24 protein-coding genes and 3 pseudogenes are annotated in these 20,430 nt (G+C 69.3%); 15 read left to right on the top strand and 12 right to left on the bottom strand.

All coding sequences use genetic code 11. The features are described 5' to 3' along the window. A pseudogene (locus AB0M99_RS35870) lies at window positions 1–206 on the top strand (hypothetical protein); the annotation flags it as partial. On the opposite strand, the gene murC reads toward AB0M99_RS35870, so the two are convergent. The 3 genes from murC to AB0M99_RS35855 all read right to left on the bottom strand — a co-directional run bounded on the left by murC (window position 203) and on the right by AB0M99_RS35855 (window position 2,943). Continuing rightward, window positions 203–1,621 (bottom strand): UDP-N-acetylmuramate--L-alanine ligase, encoded by a 1,419-nt coding sequence (gene murC / locus AB0M99_RS35865; protein ID WP_365928128.1) that lies wholly within the window; start codon window positions 1,619–1,621, stop codon window positions 203–205. The pseudogene AB0M99_RS35870 and the gene murC sit on opposite strands and share 4 nt — an antisense overlap. A gap of 388 nt (window positions 1,622–2,009) precedes the next feature. Then, complete coding sequence (locus AB0M99_RS35860; RefSeq protein WP_365928126.1) at window positions 2,010–2,216, bottom strand: hypothetical protein; 207 nt, start codon at window positions 2,214–2,216, stop codon at window positions 2,010–2,012. A 373-nt stretch (window positions 2,217–2,589) separates the two neighbouring features. After that, on the bottom strand, window positions 2,590–2,943 hold the full coding sequence (locus AB0M99_RS35855; RefSeq protein WP_365928124.1) for a hypothetical protein: 354 nt from the start codon (window positions 2,941–2,943) through the stop codon (window positions 2,590–2,592). Between the two features lie 301 nt (window positions 2,944–3,244). Here AB0M99_RS35855 and AB0M99_RS35850 point away from each other — a divergent pair, with 301 nt between their 5' ends. From AB0M99_RS35850 to AB0M99_RS35825, 6 genes and pseudogenes are all read left to right on the top strand, one after another. Beyond that, complete coding sequence (locus AB0M99_RS35850) at window positions 3,245–4,270, top strand: helix-turn-helix transcriptional regulator (RefSeq protein WP_365928122.1); 1,026 nt, start codon at window positions 3,245–3,247, stop codon at window positions 4,268–4,270. 7 nt (window positions 4,271–4,277) lie between these two features. Then, entirely contained in the window at window positions 4,278–4,487 is a 210-nt protein-coding gene (locus AB0M99_RS35845; protein ID WP_365928120.1) for a DUF397 domain-containing protein, read from the top strand. A 46-nt stretch (window positions 4,488–4,533) separates the two neighbouring features. Beyond that, on the top strand, window positions 4,534–4,626 hold the full coding sequence (locus tag AB0M99_RS35840) for a DUF397 domain-containing protein (RefSeq protein ID WP_365928119.1): 93 nt from the start codon (window positions 4,534–4,536) through the stop codon (window positions 4,624–4,626). Between the two features lie 24 nt (window positions 4,627–4,650). Next, window positions 4,651–4,740: pseudogene (locus tag AB0M99_RS35835) on the top strand (hypothetical protein); the annotation flags it as partial. A gap of 569 nt (window positions 4,741–5,309) precedes the next feature. Then, the gene (locus tag AB0M99_RS35830; RefSeq protein WP_365928117.1) at window positions 5,310–5,762 is read left to right on the top strand and encodes a hypothetical protein; all 453 of its coding nucleotides are present in this window, start codon (window positions 5,310–5,312) and stop codon (window positions 5,760–5,762) included. A gap of 157 nt (window positions 5,763–5,919) precedes the next feature. Next, a complete protein-coding gene (locus tag AB0M99_RS35825; RefSeq protein ID WP_365928115.1) occupies window positions 5,920–6,162 on the top strand; it encodes a hypothetical protein in 243 nt (80 codons plus the stop codon). A 185-nt stretch (window positions 6,163–6,347) separates the two neighbouring features. On the opposite strand, the gene AB0M99_RS35820 is transcribed toward AB0M99_RS35825, so the two are convergent. From AB0M99_RS35820 to AB0M99_RS35810, 3 genes are all read right to left on the bottom strand, one after another. After that, window positions 6,348–7,016 carry a recombinase family protein gene (locus AB0M99_RS35820; protein ID WP_365928113.1) on the bottom strand — a complete coding sequence of 223 codons (669 nt, stop codon included), beginning with the start codon at window positions 7,014–7,016 and terminating at the stop codon, window positions 6,348–6,350. Between the two features lie 223 nt (window positions 7,017–7,239). Next, window positions 7,240–7,899 (bottom strand): response regulator transcription factor, encoded by a 660-nt coding sequence (locus AB0M99_RS35815; protein ID WP_365928111.1) that lies wholly within the window; start codon window positions 7,897–7,899, stop codon window positions 7,240–7,242. Next, the gene (locus AB0M99_RS35810; protein ID WP_365928109.1) at window positions 7,896–9,065 is read right to left on the bottom strand and encodes a histidine kinase; all 1,170 of its coding nucleotides are present in this window, start codon (window positions 9,063–9,065) and stop codon (window positions 7,896–7,898) included. The genes AB0M99_RS35815 and AB0M99_RS35810 overlap by 4 nt, the downstream gene beginning before the upstream one ends. Before the next feature lie 132 nt (window positions 9,066–9,197). Here AB0M99_RS35810 and AB0M99_RS35805 point away from each other — a divergent pair, with 132 nt between their 5' ends. Next, the gene (locus AB0M99_RS35805; RefSeq protein WP_365928107.1) at window positions 9,198–10,109 is read left to right on the top strand and encodes an ATP-binding cassette domain-containing protein; all 912 of its coding nucleotides are present in this window, start codon (window positions 9,198–9,200) and stop codon (window positions 10,107–10,109) included. Then, window positions 10,106–10,969 (top strand): ABC transporter permease, encoded by an 864-nt coding sequence (locus tag AB0M99_RS35800; RefSeq protein ID WP_365928104.1) that lies wholly within the window; start codon window positions 10,106–10,108, stop codon window positions 10,967–10,969. The genes AB0M99_RS35805 and AB0M99_RS35800 overlap by 4 nt, the downstream gene beginning before the upstream one ends. Before the next feature lie 7 nt (window positions 10,970–10,976). Here the strand turns inward: AB0M99_RS35800 and AB0M99_RS35795 are convergent, their stop codons facing one another. After that, the gene (locus AB0M99_RS35795; RefSeq protein WP_365928102.1) at window positions 10,977–14,177 is read right to left on the bottom strand and encodes a Tn3 family transposase; all 3,201 of its coding nucleotides are present in this window, start codon (window positions 14,175–14,177) and stop codon (window positions 10,977–10,979) included. Here AB0M99_RS35795 and AB0M99_RS35790 point away from each other — a divergent pair. From AB0M99_RS35790 to AB0M99_RS35775, 4 genes and pseudogenes are all read left to right on the top strand, one after another. Beyond that, window positions 14,112–14,770: pseudogene (locus tag AB0M99_RS35790) on the top strand (hypothetical protein); the annotation flags it as partial. The gene AB0M99_RS35795 and the pseudogene AB0M99_RS35790 sit on opposite strands and share 66 nt — an antisense overlap. Beyond that, window positions 14,768–15,118 carry a hypothetical protein gene (locus tag AB0M99_RS35785; RefSeq protein ID WP_365928131.1) on the top strand — a complete coding sequence of 117 codons (351 nt, stop codon included), beginning with the start codon at window positions 14,768–14,770 and terminating at the stop codon, window positions 15,116–15,118. The pseudogene AB0M99_RS35790 and the gene AB0M99_RS35785, both read left to right, overlap by 3 nt. Window positions 15,119–15,246: 128 nt before the next feature. Next, complete coding sequence (locus AB0M99_RS35780; RefSeq protein WP_365928100.1) at window positions 15,247–15,567, top strand: hypothetical protein; 321 nt, start codon at window positions 15,247–15,249, stop codon at window positions 15,565–15,567. Window positions 15,568–15,948: 381 nt separating this feature from the next. Continuing rightward, window positions 15,949–16,278 carry a hypothetical protein gene (locus tag AB0M99_RS35775; RefSeq protein ID WP_365928098.1) on the top strand — a complete coding sequence of 110 codons (330 nt, stop codon included), beginning with the start codon at window positions 15,949–15,951 and terminating at the stop codon, window positions 16,276–16,278. 15 nt (window positions 16,279–16,293) lie between these two features. On the opposite strand, the gene AB0M99_RS35770 is transcribed toward AB0M99_RS35775, so the two are convergent. After that, window positions 16,294–16,533, bottom strand: a complete 240-nt coding sequence (locus tag AB0M99_RS35770) for a DUF6087 family protein (RefSeq protein ID WP_365928096.1) — start codon at window positions 16,531–16,533, stop codon at window positions 16,294–16,296. 192 nt (window positions 16,534–16,725) lie between these two features. On the opposite strand from AB0M99_RS35770, the gene AB0M99_RS35765 reads away from it, so the two are divergent. Continuing rightward, the gene (locus tag AB0M99_RS35765) at window positions 16,726–18,066 is read left to right on the top strand and encodes a NucA/NucB deoxyribonuclease domain-containing protein (protein ID WP_365928094.1); all 1,341 of its coding nucleotides are present in this window, start codon (window positions 16,726–16,728) and stop codon (window positions 18,064–18,066) included. A gap of 57 nt (window positions 18,067–18,123) precedes the next feature. Here the strand turns inward: AB0M99_RS35765 and AB0M99_RS35760 are convergent, their stop codons facing one another. The 3 genes from AB0M99_RS35760 to AB0M99_RS35750 all read right to left on the bottom strand — a co-directional run bounded on the left by AB0M99_RS35760 (window position 18,124) and on the right by AB0M99_RS35750 (window position 19,824). After that, complete coding sequence (locus AB0M99_RS35760) at window positions 18,124–18,570, bottom strand: hypothetical protein (protein ID WP_365928092.1); 447 nt, start codon at window positions 18,568–18,570, stop codon at window positions 18,124–18,126. A gap of 113 nt (window positions 18,571–18,683) precedes the next feature. After that, window positions 18,684–19,181 (bottom strand): hypothetical protein, encoded by a 498-nt coding sequence (locus AB0M99_RS35755; RefSeq protein WP_365928090.1) that lies wholly within the window; start codon window positions 19,179–19,181, stop codon window positions 18,684–18,686. Between the two features lie 352 nt (window positions 19,182–19,533). Continuing rightward, complete coding sequence (locus AB0M99_RS35750) at window positions 19,534–19,824, bottom strand: hypothetical protein (RefSeq protein WP_365928088.1); 291 nt, start codon at window positions 19,822–19,824, stop codon at window positions 19,534–19,536. 120 nt (window positions 19,825–19,944) lie between these two features. Between AB0M99_RS35750 and AB0M99_RS35745 the strand changes: the two genes are divergently transcribed. Beyond that, a complete protein-coding gene (locus AB0M99_RS35745) occupies window positions 19,945–20,154 on the top strand; it encodes a hypothetical protein (RefSeq protein ID WP_365928086.1) in 210 nt (69 codons plus the stop codon). Here the strand turns inward: AB0M99_RS35745 and AB0M99_RS35740 are convergent. Then, window positions 20,136–20,430 (bottom strand): hypothetical protein (locus AB0M99_RS35740; RefSeq protein WP_365928084.1); only part of this gene is annotated, 295 nt, incomplete at its 5' end. The genes AB0M99_RS35745 and AB0M99_RS35740 overlap by 19 nt on opposite strands.

Raw genomic sequence — 20,430 nt, 5'->3', positions numbered from 1 at the left:
AGCACGCGCACGTGCTCGCCACCGCCGCGCGGGAACAGAACCCGCTTCTGGACGTGATCCGGGCCGCCGACCGCGACGCCGTTCCAGCCGCCATGGCAGGCATCCTCACGGCCCGGGACGTCGTCCTCGTGAAGGGCTCCCACAGCACCGGCCTGGAGGCCACAGCCCAGCTCCTCGCGGCCGCCACCGTGGGAACCCACGTCTAGTTCCGTACGACGTCGACCGTGTGGGCGAGGAGCGCCTCGCCCACCTCGGACACCGCCCCGGTGCCCATCGTCAGCACGAGGTCACCGGGGCACACCAGCTCCCCGCAGACCTCGCCGGCCGCGGTGGTGTCCGACACACGGTGCACGGGGGTGCCGTGCTCGGCGACGGCCGCTGCGACCTTGTCCGTGCCGACCTTGCCGATCGGAGAGTCCAGCAGGGAGTGCACCGGCAGCAGTACGACCTCGTCGGCGCCCGCCAGCGCCCGGCCGAGGGTGTCACCCAGGGCGGCGGTACGGGTCCAGCCGGAGGGCTCGAAGACGACCAGGACCCGGCCGCCGTCGGCGAGCTGGCGGGCCGCGGAGATGTCGGCCCGGATGGCGGTGGGGTGGTGGGCGTAGGAGTCCATGATGGTGACGCCGTCGGCCTCCCCGACCGGGGTCATCCGGCGCGCGACCCCGCCGTGGCGCGCCAGGCCGGAGACCAGCGTGCTGGGATCGACCCCGAGAACGAGCCCAGTGGCGTACGCGGCGACCGCGTTCATGGCCGCCGCCTCGCCGGGCACCGCGAGGCCGATGGTGACCTCCACGCCGTCAGGGCCGCATAGGACGATCAACGATCCGGTGCCGTCCGGGCGTATGCCGGTGACGCGCACGTCGGCGCTGGGCGACCGCCCAAAGGTGACGACGGCGGTCTCACGGTTCACCAGCTCGGCGACACGGCGGGCACCCCCGTCGTCGGCTGAAGTCACCAGGTAGTTCGCGCCCCGCGCGAAGGCGGCGTAGACGCCGATCGCGTCATCCAGGTCGACGTACGTCTCGGGGTGGTCGTCGTCCACGTTGAGGATGACGGCGATGTCGGGCCGGTACGCGGTCAGGGACCGGTCGCTCTCGTCGCCTTCGGCGACGAAGATGTCGCCCGGGCCGGTGCCCGCGTTGGCGCCGGAAGCGACCAGGTCGCCGCCGCCGGACCAGCCGGACAGGTTCGCTCCGACGGCGGAGGCGAGCATCGCGGTCGTGGAGGACTTGCCGTGCGTACCCGCCACGACAACGGAGTCCTCCGCCTCCGCGACGAGGTGGGCCAGCAGCTGGGAGCGATGCACGACGGGGATCCCGGCGCGGCGGGCGGCCACCACCTCGGGGTTGTCCGCGCCGACCGCGCTGGACCAGATGACCAGGTCCGGGGTTCCGGTGAGCTCCTCGGAGTGCCCGGTCCTGATCGTGGCACCGGCCGCCTTGAGGCGGTCGGTGACGGGGGTGGAGCGCACATCCGAGCCGGTGACCGTCGAGCCCCGCTGAGTCAGGAGCAGAGCGAGGGACGACATCCCCGCTCCGCCGATGCCCACGAAGTGCGGGCGCGAGGTGTCGAGCGGAGCGTTGGGGACGGTCGGGATCGGCACGTGCTTGGTTTCGACCACAGCTACTCCCTGAATCGAAGTGGGTGAGCGGCCCCGGCTCCCGGCCGGGTAGGCGGGGTGGCGGGGGTGGTGGGGGTGGCGAGCCCCGGGACCGAGTCCAGGCAGGCAACCCCGGCCCGGGGCGGTCTGCGGGATCCCGCTACCCGGTGGGCTTCCTCGCCCGCCACTCCTCCGCCAGGCTCAGCACCTGCTCGGCGTACTCGGCGTAGAGGGTCAGGCGGGCGGCCGGGTCGGGACAGTTCCTCTTGAGGAGGTTCCGGGCCCCCTCCAGGGTGTCGGTCCCTACGTCGTGGTGCCGGGCGTTCGGTAGACGGCGAACTGCGCGATGGTGTCGTGCGGCTCAATCCGGCGTCTGTGTCGCCCGACATCCCCAGTGGGGGAGGGGCGGTCAGGCCGGGTAGCCGGAGTCTGGCGGCAGGACTTCCGACCACCCGGGGTCATCGGCCGCCAGGTCCGGAGCGGACATGGCGGGCAGCGCGTATGCCGAAGGCTCTACCTCCGAGAGAGCGAGGTAGCCGAGCAGGCCGTATGCGGTGGCTTGGCAGGCGATCATCCCGAGGGTGAAGGCCTGCTCTGCCCGGTCTGCTAACGACATGTCCTCGAACTCCTCGGAAAGGGTCGCCCCGTCGCGCGTTTCGGCTCCGACAATCCAACGGGGCGATGTCTGGTGGGGTGGCGGGAGGCGATGCCGCCTGCGGTGGGTGCTGTACGACACGCGCCGATCGTGGTGGAGAACCTGCCCCTTCGGCGGTTGTCGAAGGGGCGAGGAGGGGCACCGGCGTCGTACGGCTCTCAGGCCGGCCGTGTCTCCGGACGAGGGAACGGGTACTGGCTCTGGGGGCCCTCGGTGAAGCTGATACCGGGGTGGCCGTCGTCGTACTCGAGCACGTGCGGGTCGGGCTCCGTGAATGGTCCCGGGCCGAGGGGGCGGGCTGGATACGGGTTCCAGGAGGGGTGAATGGACACCCTCAGTGCACCCGCTCAGCGGCCTGCCTGGGGAGGGTTGCCCGGTGGGCCTGGGCGTAGCGGTGCACGTGGTCGGCGAGCTTGGCGTGTATCAACAACCTGGCTGCGGGGCTGGGGCACTGCTTCCGGACCAGGACCTGGGACGCGTACCGCACGGTCTGGTCGGCGATGTCCCGCCGCCTGCTGGAGGGCAGCGAGGCAACGTACTTCTCCGCGTCTCGCAGGTCCTGGCTGATGTGGCTCCGCAGCCGCTCCACCACGGGGCCGGTGGTGGGGCCGCCGGGCGACCAGCGAGCCAGGCCCTGCGCGGTCTCGATATCCGCGCTCAGAGCCGGCCGGTAGCTCGTGCCCTGCACGCCACTGGCAGTGTCCGTGGGGACGAGGCCGTGCGGGCGTACGAGGCCGAGGTCCGCGTTCGGGTGCGGACTGGCCGCGTGCGCTCTGCTGCTTTCGGGGGTCCTTACGTGCTCGGCCAGGCTCGCCACAGTGGTGCTCCGTCCACGGGGAGGGGGTGGTTGCCGCCCGACGTCCCGGGCTGCCGACTGCCGAGGAAGGGTTCCTCCGGGCTGCCGGGCGGCTCACCTACACCGTCCTCCTGCTTCGAGTTGAATTCAATCTGAACGCGACAGCCGTTGCACCCCGACGACGGATTGGTATATGACGGACGCGAACCGACTTCAACTGGAGGCGCACCAGCAGGGTTTGGAATCGAACCGGGGGATCCCGGAGGTGAACCGGGGGTGTGCGGAGCCGAGCCCGGGTATCTCGGAGACGAACCGGCATGACCGCGAGACGAACCGATCGGAAGGGGAAGAGATGGCGGCGAACGTCGGAGCGACGTTCCTCCGGATCATGCTGGGCGCGGAACTCACCCGCCTGAGGGAACGAGCAGGGTTGACGGGCGCTCAGGCCGCGAAGGCGGCTGGGTGTGCAGCGTCTACCATCACGAACATCGAGAGCGGGACGAGCGGCTTCCGGCGCATAGAGCAGCTCTCCGCCCTCTTGGGCGAGTACAAGCTCAGCCGAGACGAGCACGCGATGCTGATGGACTGGCACAAGCAGGCCAAGGCCGACGACTGGTGGACCGCCAGCGTCTCCGTCCTGCCCTCCGGCATGAACCTCTACCTCGCCCTGGAATCAGGGGCCGTCGAGACGAAGTGGTGGGTGCCGGGGGTTGTCAACGGTTTGCTCCAGACCCCCGAGTACGCTCACGCCCTGATTCTGGCGGCCAAGGAGGCCAACGACACCACGAACGAGTTCGTGGAGCACGCGGTCGACGTCCGCCTGAAGAGGCAGAAGCGCATCACCGAGGAGGGGATGAAACTCCACTGCGTCATGGAAGAAGCAGGGCTGACGAACACGGTCGGCAGCAGCAAGATCATGCGTGCTCAGCTCACGGCCATCGCTGAACTGAACGAGCGGCCCAACGTGACTATTCAGATCATCCCGAAGAGGGCTCCCACATATCGTGCGACCAGTGGTGACTTCGGGATCTTCAGCTTCGACCCCGAGCAGCGCCTTGAGCCTGCCGTGGCCAGCGGCACGGTGGACGGTGCTACTCGCATCTCCTCCACGCCGAAGTCGATCAAGCAGTTCGATCGACGGTTCGAAGCCCTCACCCTGGGGGCGCTGCCCCCATACGAAACACCCAAGTTCCTGGAACAACTCTCACGAGAGGTCTGATCGGAAAATGAGCACCACCTGCACCACTGCCCGCCCGTACGGCAAGTACTTCAAGTCGTCCTACAGCGGTAACCCCAACGGCGAGTGCCTCGAGGCCTGCCCCCTTCCGGGGGCGGTGAATGTCCGGGACTCGAAGTGCAACACCGAGCCTGGGCAGCCCGTCCTGTCGTTCTCGTCCAGGGCCTGGTCGGCGTTCGCCGATCACGTGGGCTCGTAGCGCGCTAGGGTCAGCCGCCCCAGATCACGAGGAGAGGGGTCCTTCCATGCGCGACAGGTCTTTGCGTGACAGCGGCGACTGGTTCAAGTCGTCGTACACCGGTGACCCGAACGGCGAGTGCGTGGAGGCCCTCTACTAGCCGCAGGCGCCAGTCGGCGTCCGCGACTCAAAGCAGAACGGCGAGGCCGGGCAGCCTGTCCTGGCCTTCTCGTCGCCGGCGTGGTCGGCGTACGTCGGCCACGTAGCCCAGTAGCGCTGGGCATGTAGCGCATAAGCCCCCCACCCCGTCCGAACCGGGGTGGGGGGCTTCGCGTAGTGCCGTCCGATGGCGCACGTCGTACGCCATCGGATCGTGTGGTGCGACACCCTCAGGAGGGGGGCGCATCGGCGGGAGCGAGCTCATGCTGTGCCCGTACCACGTCATCAGGTGCTTACCCGCATCGACCAGACCGCGGAACCCTCCGGCCGCTTTCACTTGCCGCCTGCTGAGGAACTTCTCTCGGTGACGGAATCGTCCACGGAAGGCGCAGGACCTTCCCAGCCGTCGTCCTCGACGCTGGGGCCGCGGTCTGCGCCGAGTACTCCCCGAGCTCGCGCAGCCGGCCAGTCACGACTCGGCCGTCAGCCAGTACAGTCTGCGACGCCCCGTGTTCCAGAGGCGCCAGGGTGTGCCTCTGCTGTTCGGCTGCCGCCAGAGCACCGGAAGAGACTCCCGTGTCCGACCAGCACTCTCCCTCCGCAGCCTCCCCTGACGACCACATCCCCGTCCCCTGTGAAGGCGGCCCACGGGGCAAGCCCGAGAAGCGGCCGGGTGACGCCGGTGTGAAACGCACTGCGCAGGAAGCCTTCGACCGGATCGTAGAAGAGGTCGCCCGCGGCGAGCTGGCCGCCGCTGAGGACAACATCCACGTCGAGCTGCTCTGGCACGGACTCGACCTCCACGAGCAGGCCTCGCTGCTCAGCATGCTCTCCTCAGTGTGCTCGGGGCTCGCAGCGATCCCCAACGCCGAAGCCCACCGACGTTTCCCCAAGGCCGCCTCTCTCTGCGCGCGGCTCATGAACGCCACCGCCGACCTGAAGCTGCACAAGGGGGCGACGGGAACGCAGGCGGGGATCGACCCGGACGGCGAGGACGCCGCCCAGATCATGGCCGTGATGCGCGAGATATGGGAGGCCGAAGCACAGCTCCAGAAGGAGACCGTGGTCGTCCTGACGGTGATGATGGGCGCGGCCTGGCAGACGGCCGCCGAGGTCGAGGCGATCTTCGTCGGGTAGCCCGCTTCGTGTGTGGCGGGACGCAGGCTGGTAGGACACGGCCGCCGGTGCTGTGTCGCCGGACCGCACCCCCGCTACGGGCCCGCTGTTGGCGGGGGACCGCCCGTTTTGGCCGCTCGCCGACACGGTGACGGCAAGTGGCCTGTCTGGAGGGCATATGGTGCCCGCCATGGAACATCCTGAACGCCTCACGATCGCGTCCCGTCCTTCCACGATGGCTCTCTTCCAGGCGGGGCAGGTCCGTGACCGCCTCGCGCACTGGTACCCGGAGACCGACGTTACGATCCTGCCCGTGTCCACCGAGGGCGACCGCTGGGCCGGTCGCCTGGCCGACCTCGGCGGCAAGGGGGACCTTCATCAAGGGCGTCGAGCAGGCCCTCCTGGGGTCCAGCCAAGGTGAGCCCAAAAGGGGCAGTGGGATGATCTTGGCGAATCAGCAGTGTGGTTCGACGAAAGCGTCCTCGGTTGGGTCGTGCTCGTCTTCCTGGCCGTCCTGATCAGCCAAGGCACCGAAGGGCCCAGGCAGGCCGGGCTCGTCGGCGCCGATCAGGAGGGCCCCGCCCTTGAGCCAGTGCTCGCCGGGGATTACCGGCTCCCCGCTTCGAGCTGGGCCGGAATGCGGCTGGCTCTCAGCTCCTGCAGGTCCGGGATGTGGTTGTAGAGCGTGCCGGGGCTCACCCCGAGGAGCTTGGCGATCGAGGTGATCGAGTGGTCGGGGTTGGGCAGCATGTCTCGGGCGGCCCGGATGATGTCCGCATTGACGACGCTGGGTCGGCCGCCGACCTTCCCCCGGGCACGGGCGGCGGTCAGGCCCTCGCGGGTGCCGGAGACGATCAGCTCGCGGATGAACTCCGCCAGCGCGGCGAAGACGTGGAACACCAGCCGGCCGCCGGGGGTGGTGGTGTCGAGCCGCTCGTGCAGCGAGGTGAAGCCGATCTCCCGCTTGCGCAGCTCGCCGACCATCGTGATCAGGTCCTGCAAGGAACGGCCGTAGCGGTCGAGGGCGGGCACCACCAGGGTGTCGCCGGCGGCGAGGAAGGCGTGGCACGCCTTCAGCTCGGGCCGTAGGTCGTTCTTCCCCGACTTCTTGTCGGCGAAGATCCGGCGGCAGCCGACCGCGGTGAGGGCGTCGAGCTGGCGGTCGAGTTTCTGTCCACCGGTGGACACTCGTGCGTATCCGATGCGGATCTGGGTCCGGACGGCGGGCTCAACGCCCAGGAGTTCGAGCTGGGCGTCTTCAAGTGGCGTGCTCACGACCGGAATCCTGTCAGAAAACGGTTACCGAGGGTTGTTGAACCGTCTAGGTTTTTGAAGGAGTTTTTGAAGGTTCTGGGGTCCTTCCTTGAGCCTGCCTGGCGATCTTCAATAAACGTTGGTTTTCTGAAGCGTGGAGAGCGAAGCCAGCCGCTATCGCGATCTTCATTGCTGCGCAGGGTGGCGGTGGCCCGCCGCTGGCCTGGTCATCCGCCGGTGAACATCACCGTGGGGGCGCGACCAGGCCAATCTCGTAGGCGAGGATGACGAGGTGGACCCGGTCGCGTGCGTCGAGTTTGGTGAAGAGTCGTGCGAGGTGGGCCTTGGCGGTGGCCACGCTGATGGTGAGCTCTTCGGCGATCTCGGCGTTGGACAGGCCGCGGCCGACGAGGGTCAGGACCTCGCGTTCCCGGTCGGTGATGCCGTCGACTACCGCCCGGCGGGTGGTGGCGGGTTCGGGCCGTGCGGCGAACTCCTCGATGAGACGGCGAGTGACGCTTGGAGCTATGAGGGCATCTCCGGCGGCGACGACCCTGATCCCGTCGAGGATGGTCTTCAGCGGCATGTCCTTGACGAGGAAGCCGCTCGCTCCGGCGCGAAGCGCGCCATAGACGTACTCGTCGTCGTCGAAAGTGGTGAGGACGAGTACGCGGATACTCGACTCCGGTTCCGCGTTGATCCGGCGGGTGGCCTCGATGCCGTCCATGCCGGGCATGCGGATGTCCATGATGGCGACGTCCGGCCGTAGCCGTTGGACCAGTTCCACCGCCTCGGCACCGTTTCCGGCCTCCCCTGCTACCTCCAGGTCGGGGGTGTCGGCGATGAGAACGCGCAGGCCGGAACGGATCAGGGGCTGGTCGTCGACCAGAAGGACACGGATCATCGGCCTGCCTCCACTGGCACCGGAAGCCTAGCTGTCACGCGGAAGCCGCCTTCCGGACGCGGCCCGGCGCTGAACTCGCCGTGCAGCAGACTGACCCGTTCGCGCATTCCGGCGATGCCGTATCCAGATTCTGCGACGGTGCCGCCCGAGCCGAGGTCGACGATATCGACGGCCAGTTCGTCGTGGCGGTAGTCGACCGTGACGCTGCAGTCCCGGGTGCCGGAATGCCTCACGACGTTGGTGACCGCCTCCTGGACGATGCGGAAGGCTGCCAGGTCGACGTCGGAGGGCAGGTCGCGACGTTCCCCCCGCCACCGGACGTCGACCCGAACCCCGGCGGCCGCGGTCTTCCCGACCAGCTGATCGATGGCGGCCAGACCAGGGAGCGGATCCAGCGGCGCGGACTCTGGGTCACTCCGGCGCAGTGCGCCGAGCATCCGCCGCAGGCCGGCGAGGGTCTCTCTGCTGGTGGCCCCGATGGCGTCCAGCGCTTTGCGCGTCTCGGCGGGCTGGGTGTCCATGACCAGACTGCCCACGCCGGCCTGGATGGCGATGATGCCGATGTTGTGGGCGACCATGTCGTGCAGCTCCCGGGCGATCCGAAGCCGCTCGGCCGTGACCGCCTGCTGCGTGGCCTGGGCGCGTACCGTGTCCGCGTGTGCCCGGTTCTGATGGATCGTGTTGCCGATCAGCCAGGCGATGACGACGGTCGACGCGAGGGCGGCCGGCACCGAGAGGTTGAAGAAGTACCCGTGTCCCAGCCGCCAGACCGTGTACGCGGCCAGCACGCCGACCGGGAGTGCAGCGGCGAGGACCGAGACCCGCCGGGAGCGGGTCGCCGCGGTGTAGCCCACGGCCGCGTCGGCCAGCAGGAAGAGCACGACCGGCGTCGCCCGCACCTCCATCCCGAGCGAGAACACGGTGCCCGCGAGCGCGATGGCCACGGCCGCTAGCGGCGCGCGGAACAGCAGCAGCGCGCCCAGGGTCGTGACGACGGCGGTGACCAGCAGCGGTGCGTCCTCGATGTTGCCGTTGTACCGGAGCAGACGCTGCAGTTCGTCCGGCCGCTGGAACGTACGTACCAGGATGAGGGTCGACCAGAAGGCCGCCACCCACATACCCGGTGGCACGCGTTTGAGCAGGGGTGGATGGGGAGTGGCGATCATCAGTCGATCCTATCGACGCGCTCCCACCGGGGCATTGGCCCACGGGCGTAATCCCCCGGGCTACCAGCAGGGCTCGCAAGTGTGAACCACCAGCCGATGCCGGCTCCTTGCCCTCCCCGGCAGCTTGGACCCATGATCGAATCCTCCCGGCTGACCAAGCGGTACAGCGACACCGTCGCCGTCGACAATCTGACCTTCACCGTTGAACCGGGCAAGGTCACCGGCTTCCTCGGCCCGAACGGCGCCGGCAAGTCCACCACACTGCGGATGATCCTGGGCCTGAACGCCCCCACCAGCGGGTCCATCGTCGTGGACGGGGTTCCCTTCTCGCACCGCCCGCGCGGACTGCGTCACGTCGGCGCGCTGTTGGACGCCCAGGATGTCCACGGCGGACGCACCGCACAGGCGCACCTGTCCGCCCTGGCCCGCAGCAACCGCATCCCGCTGTCCCGCGTGGACGAGGTCCTCCAGGAGGTCGGGCTGGCGAAGGCGGCGCGGCGCCGGATCGGAGGGTTCTCCCTCGGGATGAAGCAGCGTCTCGGCATCGCGGGCGCCCTGCTCGGCGATCCCCCGGTGCTCCTGTTCGACGAGCCCCTGAACGGTCTGGACCCCGAGGGCGTGCTGTGGGTGCGTGGCCTGTTTCGCCGTTTGGCGTCCGAGGGCCGCACCGTGTTCGTCTCCAGTCACATGATGGCCGAGATGGAGCACACCGCCGACCGGCTCATCGTCATCGGCCAGGGCCGGCTGATCGCCGACGAAAGCCTGGAGCACTTCTCAGCCCGCAACGCCTCCCAGGGCGTGACCGTGCACACCCCTGACCTGGCGGCCCTGGAGGCCCTGCTGATCGCCGAGGGTGCGTCGGTGCGCCGCGAGAGCGACCAGGCGGGCCGGGTCACAGGCCTGACCGCAGCCCGGATCGGCGACCTCGCCCACCGGCACCGCATCGTGCTGCACGAGCTCGCCACCCACACCTCGTCCCTGGAGTCGGCGTTCATGTCCCTCACCGCCGACAGCGTCGAATACCTCGCAGGAGAAGCCCGATGAGCACCATGACGTTCTCCGGCACCCGGCCGTCCGAGCGCGCCGCCGAACCGGTGGCCAGGTTCACCGACCTGCTCGCTGCCGAGTGGATCAAGATGCGGTCTCTCCGGTCGACCTACTGGGTGCTCGCCCTCAGCGCCGTCGTCGCCATCGCGATCAACGTGAACGCCGTCCACTCCGACCTGACGTACATCGACCAGCCACATCCCACGCTTCCCGGTTTCCCGCCCTTCAAGTACGACCCGCTGTTCCACGGCCTGGGCAGCATCGCGGCCGACGTCATGGCATTGGCCGCGGCCAGCTTCGGCGCCATCACGGTCTTCAGCGAGTACGCCACCGGACTGATCCGCACCACGCTCGCCGCCACCCCCGACCGGCGCGCGGTGATCACGGCCAAGGTGGCCCTCGTCACGGCGATCACGCTCGTCCTGGGTGTGATCGTCTCCGTGGCGTCGTTCTTCACCACCAACGCGATGCTCGCCTCCCGCCACGTCGGACTCTCCATACACGACCCCGGCTGCCTGCGGGCCGTCGCGGCATACGCGCTGGTCATCCCGGTCTGCGCGCTGATCGGCATGGCGTTCGGCGCCGTCCTGAGACACGCCACGGCCTCGATCGTCGCCGTCGTGGGGATGCTCTTCATCCTGCCCATGCTCTTCGGTGGCGAGAGGTACCGGGTCTTGAAGGAGATCGGCAACCACCTGCCGATGGCCGCGCAGGCCCGGCTGGCGCTGAACCCCGACGGCCACACCAGCCTGGGCGAATATCCGGCCACGATCACGGGCTCCTGGATAGCGCTCGCGGCCTGGGCGCTCGTCTCCGTGACCGTCGCCGTGATGGTCGTGCGGCGCCGGGATGTCTGAGGCCGACTCAGCGGGCGGCCTCCGCCACGTCTTTGCCGAGCGCACTGAAGTCGACGTCGAGCTGGGTGTCGTAGTCGTCCGGGGTGATGCCGAGTTCGTGGGTGGAGTACTCGCCGAAACGCATGATGTGCTCGGTCAGGTACGGGGAGATCTGAGCCAGGTCGAGCGGGTCGATGACCTCGCCCTCAGCCTGCAGTTCGCGGACCACGTCCGCGATGTCCAGGGTGTTGTGGAAGATCACCAGATTGGCCAGCAGAGAGGTGAACTTCACGTCCTTCTCCTGCTCGACCGGGTCGTTCGCCCTCACCGTGCCGCGCTGTCCGAAGCGGACCCAGTCCGAGAAGCCGTTGAACGCCTCGACCTTGTTGGTCGCGGCCGTCACCCGGCCGCGCAGCGGGGCATCGGAAAGGTAGCGCAGCAGCTGGACAGTGCGGATCACCCGGCCGACCTCGCGGAAAGCGGTGTAAGTGGCGTTGCGGCGTGAGCCGGAGCGAAGCCGCTTGAGCAGCAGGGCGGAGGAGATGGCGCCCTCGCGGACCGAGACCGTGACCCGCATGAGGTCCTTGAAGTGGGTCTCGATCAGGCTCCAGTCGATGACGTTGCGACCCACCTCGCCGAACAGCGCGTCGATGTGCTCGTAACGCGTGGTCCGGCTCGGGCGGAAGAACAGCAGGTCCTTCCAGTTGCGGATTCTGGGCATCAGTTCGATGCCCAGCAAGTAGGCCAGGGAGAACACCGGGTAGCTCTGGCCCTGGGTGTCGGCGTGGACAGTGGTCGGCTGCACTTCGGAGGTGTTCTTCAGTAGGCCCTCGATGATGTAGACGGCCTCCCAGACACCGCATGGCACGAAGTGCGTGAACAGCGCGATGTACAGGTCCGAGACGTGGTGGTAGGCGATGCCGCCCACCGCCCCGTACCGCACGGACGTTTCGGCGAGCAGGTTGTCCAGGTAGGTGTCCATGTGGGTGCCGTCGGCCGCGGCGGTGGTGCCGCTGCCCCACGCGCGGGACATGTCGAGCTGGGCGTGCGCGTTTACCACGTCGGTGATCGCCTCGTTCAGCTTTGCCGTGGTCGCGTGTCGCCGGGCGGCGATCGAAAGCTCATGGCCGGTCACCCCTGCGATGTGCCGGGCGGCCTCGGCGAAGGTCATGTTCGTGCCCTTCACGAACGTCGTGATCACGTACCGGCCGAACGGGTCCTTCAGCTTCGGGTCGTTGCCGGAGGCTGGCCCGAACCGGTGCCACCACTCGATCCAGTACGCCGTGCGCGCCACGATGCCCAGCAGCGACCGCTCCGGCATCCGTTCCTTGATCGCCTGCTCCAGCCGCTCGGCGCTCTTGCGCGGCTTCTCAGCACGACGCGGCTTGAGCTTGGGCGCCCCCGAGTCGGGATCGATGAACAGCTCGTCGTTCTCCGGGTACTCGCCATCCGCCTTCGCCGCCGCCAGGGTCAGCCGCCTGCGGAGTTGGGCAACCAGCGCGCGGCCGTCGAACGGCGTGGTGTCCCCGGCCTCGCGCAGGCCGACCTCCACCAGATACTCCGGTAGCTTCTCCTCCACCGCGTCCCACGGCAGCAGCTGCTCGGACCAGTCGGCGTACTCCTCCGAGCCGAGCACCGCGACGTCCCCGGTCCGCAGCTCGTCGGCGAGGTAGCAGAACACCATCGCCTCGAAGTGCCGGCGCACGAAGTACCCGGGCCTGCGGCGGTCCCGGATCACCTTCTGCCAGTTCTGCGCAGCGAAGGAGATGCTGACGGGCCGGCCCTGGTCGTCGCGGTCGGGGATGTAGTCACGGGTCAGGGTCCGGTGGGCCTTGGCGTGCGCGAGGGCGTCGAGGACGCTTGTGTCCTCGCTCGTGGCCTTCAGCTCGATGACGTCGGTCAGGTCGAACATCACCGGCCGGTCCGCCTTCAGGTGCCCGTGCAACAGCACCTCCCAGTTGTCACCGTGGTGGGCGGAGACCCTCTCGATCTGGGCGTACTGCGCGTCGAACCCACCGAACTTCTCCACCGTCGCCGTCACGGAGGCCAGACCGTTCGACTGCACCATCAGCCCCTCGGCCAGCAGCAGGAACGCAGGCGACACCCGGCCCTCCAGCCGCCCCGCGACCTCCTCGGCGCTGGACTCCTCGTCCAAGCCCTCCAGCGCGTCCAGAGACTGTTTGGTCATGGCGGCCGCCTGCGCCCGCGCCGTCTGCGCGGGCCCGCCGACGTCGACCTGCTGGAGCAGGGTGCGGTAGTTGCCGACCAGGGCCTCCACGATCTCCTGCTGCTTGCGGCGGATCTCCTCCAACTCGTCACGGGCCTTCTTCACCTTCGCGGCCATCCGCTTGCAGAACATCGTGGCCACGTCGTCGCGGGCACGCATCCGCGCCTTCGCGGACAGACACGCGATCAGCGCGACACGCTTGTCCTCGGTGTAGTCCCTCAGCGTCGCGGCGTCCTGGGCCTCCGCCTCGCCGGCAAAGTCCGCGACCTTCCCCGACGCCACCCCCTGGAGCCACTTCGCGGTGTCGCCCAGACTGTCGACCCACTCCAGGTGCCCCTTCAGCCGCTTGAAGTTCGACCAGGTCGCCCGGCCAGGGTTCTGCTTCAGCGCGTTGAACAGGGTCTTGCGGTCCAGCCCCACCACGTCCGGTAACCCCAGCAGCCGACGCCTCTCCTCCGCCGTCATCCGGCCGCGGATCCCGGCCAGGATCTCCTCGTTCACCTGAGCCCGCACCGTGGACGCCATCGCGTCCAGCGTTGAGAACCGCGGGATCTCCAGCCCGGCCTCGACCAGCTTCTCCAACGCGATGTTGATCAGGTCCGCCGGGTTGTTCTTCGACGCCGCCTCGATCCGCATCGTCTCCTCGGCCACCTTGCGCGCCGCTGGCCCGTCGTAGCGCATGCCGCACCGCTCGCGCACCAGGCTGCGGTGGCTCTTCGCGGTCCGCTGCGAGGCGTACACCGGCAAGGTGCTCTCCGACAGCTCCATAACGCGCCGCACGAACTCCACGACCTGCTCCGGCACGTCCTCCTGCTTCGGGAAGCAGCCCATCCGCTGATATGACTTCAGCGCCAGCAGCAACGCGAACTGATGCTCGTCGGAGTCCGTGACCTCCTCAGCCCAGGCCCGCTCCTCCTCGCCCGGAGCGAAGAACACATGCAGCTCGCGCGCGGTAATCAGCCGCTTGAACCGCGGATACGCGGTCCGCTCGATCGAAGTCATCCCACCCACCCGTGGCCCAGCACTGGACGGACGCGCCTCGCGCGCCCACGTGCCGGATCATCCCGGGAAACGAGCAGGGGAAAATCAGAACCGTGGAATGGGCATCACGGTCAGGCCCTCAGTGGTAGATCCGCAAGAGCAGCGGCTCAGACCTTCAAGATCATTCCACTGCCCCTTTTGGGCTCACCTTGGCTGGACCCCCTCCTCGACGGCCGCGCCGACCTCGCCGTCCACTGCCTCAAGGACATGCCCGGCGACACCGAACCCCCCGACGGGCTTACCGTCGTCGGCTACCCGGCCCGCGATCCGTCAACGACGTCATGGTCACCGCCGGCGGGACCCGCATGCACCAGCTGCTCCCCGGCGCCCGGGTCGGTACCTCCGGCCCGCGCAGGGTCGCGCAGCTCGCCGCCTACAACCCCGCCCTCGTCGCCGTCCCGGTACGGGGCAACGTCGACTCCCGCCTGCGGCTCCTCGCGGAACGGGAGATCGACGCCCTGATCGTTGCCCGGTGCGGCCTCGTACGCCTCCGAAGTGCGAACCCCCGGATCGGGGAGGGGATGGTGCTGGAGACGATCTCGACGGTGCGGATGCTGCCCGCCGTCGGGGCCGGGCTCCTGGCCCTGCAGACCCGCACCGACGACGAGGCCACCATCGCGGCCGTGTCCCGGTTGTGCGACGTGCACGCGGGGGCCGAGGCCGACGCGGAACGGACGATGCTCCGCGCGCTGGCCGGGTACTGCCTCGCCCCGATCGCCGGGCGCGCCGACACCGTCGTCCAGGGCAAGGAGCTGCGCCTGACCGGCGCCGTGTTCAGCCCGGATGGCAAGACCCGCCTGGAGTCCACCCTCCAGGGCCCCTCGCCCGAGGCCGTGGGCCACGGGGTGGCCGCCGACCTCCTCGCCCAGGGCGCGCGCCGCGTCCTGGACGACGCCCGCTGACCCGCGGGCCTGAGTCGCACGACATGAGGCTGGCGCAGGTGCCGCCCGACACCCTTCCGGCCACACCCAGCGGGGTTTGGCCGGAACCGCAAGGGCGCGCGCCCGCCCGGGCCCGTACCGTCACCCGCGTGAAACTCCCATCCATCACCCATGCCCCGGCGCGCTCGCTGCCGGAGATCCCCGGGTGGATGGCCGACTGCACGGTGTGCCGGATACGAGTCGTGATCTGGCGGAACCTGTTCTGGGCCGTCCGAACGGAGACCGGGATCCGGCAGCGCAACAAGAGCGCCGAAGTCCTCGCCGAGCACATCGCGGTCCGCCATCCCGAACAGATCCCCACCTACGACCTCGACTGCGGGTCCTGCATCACCTACGGAACGCAGGTCAGCGCGTTCACCCCGGTCCTCCTGGACCGCGCGCACCGCGCCGCCGCCGACGCCCGTAGCTGACCCAGGGTAACTGGTTTGGCATATTCAGGAATTGGGCGAGGAGCCCCTCACGGGGCGCTACTGTCTCGCCTGTACCGATTGAGCGTCACCCACCTGCGGAAAGGGGGGTAGTCCGTCATGCGCGCATGCATCACCGCCGCCGTCCCGTCCAACGACCCGGACGCGGCACAAGAGAACGACGCCGAGGCCACCGCAGAAGCGGAGGCCAGCGAGGACGACATCGCGTAATGGGTCGGCACCAGCCGCGCCCGCAGTCTGCACAGTTCGTACGACACGGCCCCGGCACCCCTTCCTCGGACAGCAGAGGGTTCCGGGGCCGTGCTGTGTCCGGCGGTACCTCGCCGGCCCGCATCTCCCACGACACACCCACGGAGCACCGTCATGTCCCTGATGACCACCGCCGACCTCGACCCCGAGCCCAAGGCCACCCACAAGCAGATCGACGCCTACCTCCACGCCCACCGCTTACAGATCATGCGCCGCCACATGAAGGGCGAGAAGATCCGCAGGATCGCCGAGCGCTACGAGGTGTCCGTGGTCGTGATGACCCGCCGCATCGAGAAGTGGACCGACGACCACGACCTCGTCAACGAGGCCTTGGTCCCCGTCTCCTGGGCCCGGCCCCACCGGGCTGCCTTTCTCGATGCCGTGGCCACGTCCCCGTCCTGGGTCTACAGCGGCGACGACATCGGCTTCTGGGAACAGCTGTGATGCCGCCGCCGACTCCTAGCTCTCCTCGCCGGGGCGCGGCTTGCGGTGCCGCCCCCGCCCGCGTACCGGAACCGGCCCACCCCCGGCGGGCGGCCCGTCCTGCTTCGGCGGCGGCGGGTACAGGATCTGCTTCGCCTGCGCGCAGTTGGCCGCGATCATGTAGGGCCGCCACGCGTACCCGTCCCACCGCTCGATCACCCGCGGCTTGTCCGGCTGCACGTGCGCGGCACGGGCCGGACCCGGCGCTATCGGCACCGCCCGCAGCCTGCCCACCCCTCTGCTGCCGGGCCAGGAAGCGCTGCACCCACGACTCGAGAGGTTCCTCGTCCATGACCGCGGAGTGTCCCACGAGACGTGCCGGCCGTGTGCCGGCGGACACCCGGCCCGGTAAACGACGTTCGCGAACACCTCCCGAACGGCCGAACACGTGCACTACGCTCCCGGCTCATGAAGCGAACCAGCGCCTTATTGGGCGCTCTCAGCGCTGCCCTCCTCCTCACAGCAGCGATCCCCGCACCCGCCCAAGGAGCACCGACCGCGAACGCGCCCGTACGGGCCGTGTTCGGCGGCATCACCAGCGCCGACAACCCGGCTCTCCCCATCGGCTCCCGCCTCCCGGCCACCCTCACCGCGACCCGCAGGGCCGCCACCCCTCCTGCCCCGCCGACGCTGACGAAGGCCGCCGAGGAAGCCGCCAAGACCGAGATAACCCGGCCACTGACCCCTCCGCCCGCCGCCGGGCCGCAGGCCGCCTTCGCCGGCCCCGTCCCACACTCGACGCCGTTCGTCACGGTCAAGTGGTGCCGCGAGAACACCGACTCCGAGGGCAACGGCGCCATGCCCATGGACCGCTTCAACTGGTGCGCGGGCCGCGACAGCGTCATCTACTACATCGACACCGAAGGCCAGGTCCAGGGCAACACGACCTTCCGGATGACCACCGCCGGACGCGGCGACAAGGGCTCCCGGAAGACCTTTTTCACCAGCGAGTTCAACAACTTCAAGGACTCCGGCGTCGTCATCCCGGCGGCCCTGGTCCGCCTGGAGCTGTCGTACGCAACGTCGGGCTACTCGGACACCGACGGCTCCAACCCGGCCTGCGGAGTCGTCGGGAACTCCCCCACCACCGTCGCCGCCTGGCGCTCCGGCTCCACCGCCGTCTTCGAGATCAACTCGAACAAGGCCGACGGCTACACCCCGGACAAGATCAGCCGGTGCACCGTCTCCCAGCAGGCACGCTCGGACCTGAACCTCGGCTGGGTGACGCTCCACACCACGAACGTCCGCGCCGACTCCGCCGCCTACCTCGGCACCGCCGGGGCCACCATCTTCTCGGACAAGTATGCGGCCCTGTGGGACTACACCCGCAGCGACCCGGCCGTGAACGAAGTCGCACAGCACATCTACGACGCCCAGACCAACCCGGGCTCCACCTACCCGCCCAAGGCGAGCAAGTCCATCCCCGGCAAGATCGGGTCCGGGCGCCCCCTGTACTACGCTGCCGACGTCGTCTGGGACCTGGAGACCTACCAGCGCCGCAAGGACAACACCACCGCGAAGAACAACGCGTGCAAGGCCCTGTCGCCGTCCGGGACCCCAGTCGGTAAGGAGTGCGACGAGTACCCCTTCGCGAGCACGCTGGAGGGCGCCGGGCTCGGGGACGGCAACTTCTCGGTCCGCTACGTCTCCTCGGCCGACAACAACACCGCTGGCCAGTGGCTCGCCACCTGGTACAAGGACGAACGGGTCATCAACCGAGAGGGCTTCTACCCCATCATCGGCGGATAGCAGACCCTCCGCCCGGCAGCCGGGCCCCGTACGCCGTGGCGTACGGGGCCCGGCGCGCTACCGCAGCGGCCACACCCGGACGTCGAACTGCTGAACCCCGCTCTCCTCGGGCACCGGCCGCCGCCACACCCGCACCCGTACCTTCTCCCGGCCCTCGGGGAGCGACAGGACGCCCTCGTTACGGCCTTCGGTCGAGGTGCACTGGATCTTCCGCTGCGGCGCCACAAGTTCGACGTCGGCCACCAGAAGACCCGCCCCGTCCGGCGGGGACTGCAACCAGTACGACACGGCTGCCGCGATGGGACCGGGCCCGATCTGGACCCGGACACCCAACGCGGTCGGGCTCACAGCCAACTGCTCATCCTCGCTCAGGTTCACCGTGTGGATTCCCTCGTCGTCCCCCAGCACCCAGAGCCAGCCCCACTGTCCATGGAACGGTCCGGCGAGCGTCTGCTGCTCGGGTAAGCCGGTGGCGTAGATCCCTGCGAAGTCCAGTGCGTCCATCGCCGGAGTCTAGGACGCGCCCACCCACGGCAGGTGCTGAACAGCACCTGCCGTGGGTGGGCGCGGTTCTCTACGTCACACGGCTCGGCCGCGTCTGGGGCCGTGGCACCGGTCTAGTCCTCCCAGCGCAGGCCCTGGTTGAGATCCCCTACCCGCCATGTCTGCACGACGTACTTCTCCAGGCCGCTGTCGCGGCCCGAGTGCTGCAGCTGCCAGCGCTCCTCCAGCGGGAACATGCACTGCCGTTCTACGCGGATCCGGTAGCGGCCCGGCGGTCCCATGGCGATCGGCCCTTGGTTCATGTGCCCCTGGAACAGCTCCTCCACGGTGGCCAACCCGTACCGGGACAGGATCTCCACCTCGCCGACCGGCGGCACCGCCCCGAGGCCCGGCTCCCCGTCCCAGACCTCGAAGTCCAACTCGGCTTCGTGGTACCCGATCAGGCTCATGACGCGGACCGCCCGTTCCCCGGCCCCAAGGCCGTCGTCCTGCCCCAGCGGAGGGTTGGTGTGCTCGTCGCTGGCCTCGTCAAAGTCCGCGATGACGAACTGGGAGTGGTCGACCTGCACCACCCGCTCGATCCGCCACAGGAGCCTGCTCATGTCGTTCATGCCCTCACCCTTCCAGCCCGACGGCCGGTGCAGGTGGCGAACAGCACCTGTGCCGGCCGCGGTGCTGTACCTCGCCTCAAAGTGGCGCCGCGAACCCGCTGTGCCCCGTTGTCCAGCGGGCGGCCAACGGCGGCGAGGCTCCCGGGCGGGAATCCGTCGGGCAGCCCCCTCCCGCCACGCCCACCCCGACGACGGACACGCTGTCGGAGACGACCGGCCGGCGCCCACCCCGTCCTGGCACGCGGCAGGCGCTCGGGAGCATTTGGCCGGCGCGCTCCCGAGAACCTCACCGCCAGGACGGCTCCCGACGGCGTGACGAGCGCCCGACTGGAGGGCCCCGGGTGTCGGTCGGCTACTGGGCCTTAGCCTGTTCGATCAGGGCGGCGCCGACGGCATCGGTCAAGGCCCGGTCGATACCGGCCTCTTCCAGAATGGCCCGGCTGATGGCCGCCACCTCGTCGGCGAGGTCGAGGAAGGTGGTCTCGTCGGCGTCCAGCTCAGCGATCACCTGCAGGGCCGGCTCCGGGGCCAGCAGGAGGGGGGCGGCCTCGAAGCAGAAGTCGTGCGCGAGGTGGTTGCGGCGGCCCTTGGCAGCGGTGAGCCGACCTTCGAGCCCGTCGACCGCCTTCAGGTGGCCGGTCATCTCGCTCGGAGCCTTGCCTACCGGCGGGGCCGCCACCACACTCCGCGCATGGACGTGAACCCGAGGACAGAGATACCCGCGCGAAGCAGACGGCTCCGCCGTGGCTTGACCGTGGGGGGAGTGCTCCTCGCGATGCTCGTCTCCACCGGCGCGGAGGAGGCCGGGTGCGTACCGCCTGCCGAAGGCGGCGGCGCCGTCAACGGGGACAAGGGGCAGGCCTGCCGCTACATCATGCACTTCCCCTACGTGGAGCGCGGGAAGATCGTAGGCCAGGTCGACGTGACCTGCTACGAGGCGGTCCTCAGAGGGCGTTACGTCCGTTTCTGGTAGCGGCCTCGTCCGGGTTGGGTGAGGAAGCCTTGGCGGGTGAGGCGGCCGAGGCGGCTGCGGGTGATGTTGACGGATGCCTCGTCGGTGGGCATGCCGAGGAGTTCGTGCAGTTCGCGAGCCCGGAACTCCTGGCCGGGGTGCTGGTTGAAGGCGTTCACGATGTCCTGGTAGACGGTGGGCGCCTCGGACGGTTCGGGTTCTTCCCCGGCCGGTACGAGTTCGGCGATGACTTTCCGGGTGGTGGCCAGGTCCGCCAGACGGGCCTCGGTCTCGGCC

The sequence above is a fragment of the Streptomyces sp. NPDC051183 genome, from assembly GCF_040682455.1.
In the GTDB taxonomy this organism is placed as follows: Bacteria; Actinomycetota; Actinomycetes; order Streptomycetales; family Streptomycetaceae; genus Streptomyces.
This window is presented reverse-complemented; position numbering and strand designations above follow the sequence as displayed.

Excerpts from the sequence above, each read along its gene's own strand:
- AB0M99_RS35815 (WP_365928111.1), bottom strand. The coding sequence starts at position 7,899 with ATGATCCGTGTCCTTCTGGTCGACGACCAGCCCCTGATCCGTTCCGGC.
- AB0M99_RS35765 (WP_365928094.1), top strand. The coding sequence starts at position 16,726 with ATGAAGCGAACCAGCGCCTTATTGGGCGCTCTCAGCGCTGCCCTCCTC.
- AB0M99_RS35750 (WP_365928088.1), bottom strand. The coding sequence starts at position 19,824 with ATGACCGGCCACCTGAAGGCGGTCGACGGGCTCGAAGGTCGGCTCACC.
- AB0M99_RS35760 (WP_365928092.1), bottom strand. The coding sequence starts at position 18,570 with ATGGACGCACTGGACTTCGCAGGGATCTACGCCACCGGCTTACCCGAG.
- AB0M99_RS35795 (WP_365928102.1), bottom strand. The coding sequence starts at position 14,177 with ATGACTTCGATCGAGCGGACCGCGTATCCGCGGTTCAAGCGGCTGATT.
- AB0M99_RS35825 (WP_365928115.1), top strand. The coding sequence starts at position 5,920 with ATGGTGCCCGCCATGGAACATCCTGAACGCCTCACGATCGCGTCCCGT.
- AB0M99_RS35810 (WP_365928109.1), bottom strand. The coding sequence starts at position 9,065 with ATGATCGCCACTCCCCATCCACCCCTGCTCAAACGCGTGCCACCGGGT.
- AB0M99_RS35840 (WP_365928119.1), top strand. The coding sequence starts at position 4,534 with ATGCGCGACAGGTCTTTGCGTGACAGCGGCGACTGGTTCAAGTCGTCG.
- AB0M99_RS35805 (WP_365928107.1), top strand. The coding sequence starts at position 9,198 with ATGATCGAATCCTCCCGGCTGACCAAGCGGTACAGCGACACCGTCGCC.
- AB0M99_RS35850 (WP_365928122.1), top strand. The coding sequence starts at position 3,245 with ATGACGGACGCGAACCGACTTCAACTGGAGGCGCACCAGCAGGGTTTG.
- AB0M99_RS35800 (WP_365928104.1), top strand. The coding sequence starts at position 10,106 with ATGAGCACCATGACGTTCTCCGGCACCCGGCCGTCCGAGCGCGCCGCC.
- AB0M99_RS35785 (WP_365928131.1), top strand. The coding sequence starts at position 14,768 with ATGCTGCCCGCCGTCGGGGCCGGGCTCCTGGCCCTGCAGACCCGCACC.
- AB0M99_RS35775 (WP_365928098.1), top strand. The coding sequence starts at position 15,949 with ATGTCCCTGATGACCACCGCCGACCTCGACCCCGAGCCCAAGGCCACC.
- AB0M99_RS35845 (WP_365928120.1), top strand. The coding sequence starts at position 4,278 with ATGAGCACCACCTGCACCACTGCCCGCCCGTACGGCAAGTACTTCAAG.
- AB0M99_RS35860 (WP_365928126.1), bottom strand. The coding sequence starts at position 2,216 with ATGTCGTTAGCAGACCGGGCAGAGCAGGCCTTCACCCTCGGGATGATC.
- AB0M99_RS35755 (WP_365928090.1), bottom strand. The coding sequence starts at position 19,181 with ATGAACGACATGAGCAGGCTCCTGTGGCGGATCGAGCGGGTGGTGCAG.